This is a genomic window from Pseudomonas sp. NBRC 111131 (assembly GCF_001320525.1).
In the GTDB taxonomy this organism is placed as follows: Bacteria; Pseudomonadota; Gammaproteobacteria; order Pseudomonadales; family Pseudomonadaceae; genus Aquipseudomonas; species Aquipseudomonas ceruminis.
In genome coordinates this window covers 1-919 of the sequence record NZ_BCBH01000094.1, presented here as the reverse complement: position 1 = coordinate 919, position 919 = coordinate 1, and the positions used below count along the sequence as shown (strand labels likewise).

Here is a 919-nt window from a genome sequence, read left to right as displayed (position 1 = left end):
GGGGTTTGGGGAGCAATGGAACCAAAAACCAACGTAAGCTCTGAATCCCACCGTAAAGGGGCTTTCCGATCTCCAGCTCACCCGCCAGGCATTACTCTCTGATCAGTGCCTCGATGATCGGGCAGATCGTTCCGCCGTCTCCCGCATCACATTGCTGCACCAGTTCGCCTAACAGTTGCTGCATGACGACCAAGTCGGCCATCTTCTGCTCGATCAACGCGAGCTTGCGTGCAGCCCGTGCTCGCGTTTCGGCACAGGCGCACGACTCATCCAGCGTCAGCAGTCCACCGACTTCCGAGAGCGTGAAACCCAGCGCCTGAGCCCGCTTGATGAAACGCAGTCGCTTCACCATGTCCACCGGATAGCGCCGATGGCCACCCAAGGGTTTGGCTGGTTCATCCAGCAGCCCGCGTCGCTGGTAGTAGCGGATCGTCTCGACGTTCACCCCGGCGGCGTCTGCCAGCTTGCCAATGGTCAGCTCTGTGGCCATCACTTTCTCCTTGATTCCGTACTTTGGTACGGAGTTTAGAATAGCACCTAGGCAATCAGGCTCAGGAGATGGGAATGGGGATGCAACTCACCGGGAAAGGCTCGCTGGTCGCGAGTTCGCTGACCGCCATCGGTGCGTCGGTGTGCTGTGTCGGGCCACTGGTGCTGTTGGCACTCGGTGTCGGCGGTACGTGGGTGGGCGCTCTGACCATGATGGAGCCACTACGCCCCCTCTTCATCGGGTTGACTCTACTGTTCCTGGGATTGGCATTCCGCAAGCTCTACCTGGTGCCACAGGTTTGTACGCCAGGTACACCCTGCGCCGATCCGCGCACGCTCGTGCGACAGCGACTCGTGTTCTGGATCGTCAGCGTGCTGCTGCTCGGCCTATTGGCCGTGCCGTGGCTCGCCCCGCTGTTCTACTGAAGGA

General features: G+C 60.4%; 2 protein-coding genes. One reads left to right on the top strand and one right to left on the bottom strand.

Annotated elements, in window-relative coordinates; translation table 11 throughout:
• Nucleotides 1–91: 91 nt before the first annotated feature.
• The gene (gene merR / locus APH34_RS28410; protein ID WP_003089120.1) at nt 92–490 is read right to left on the bottom strand and encodes an Hg(II)-responsive transcriptional regulator; all 399 of its coding nucleotides are present in this window, start codon (nt 488–490) and stop codon (nt 92–94) included.
• 74 nt (nt 491–564) lie between these two features.
• Here merR and APH34_RS28405 point away from each other — a divergent pair, with 74 nt between their 5' ends.
• Nucleotides 565–915, top strand: coding sequence for a mercuric transporter MerT family protein (locus APH34_RS28405; protein ID WP_003089115.1), 351 nt, complete (start codon nt 565–567; stop codon nt 913–915).
• Nucleotides 916–919 lie beyond the last annotated feature (4 nt).

Coding starts and splice junctions, on each gene's coding strand:
- merR (WP_003089120.1), bottom strand. CDS start 490: ATGGCCACAGAGCTGACCATTGGCAAGCTGGCAGACGCCGCCGGGGTG.
- APH34_RS28405 (WP_003089115.1), top strand. CDS start 565: ATGGGGATGCAACTCACCGGGAAAGGCTCGCTGGTCGCGAGTTCGCTG.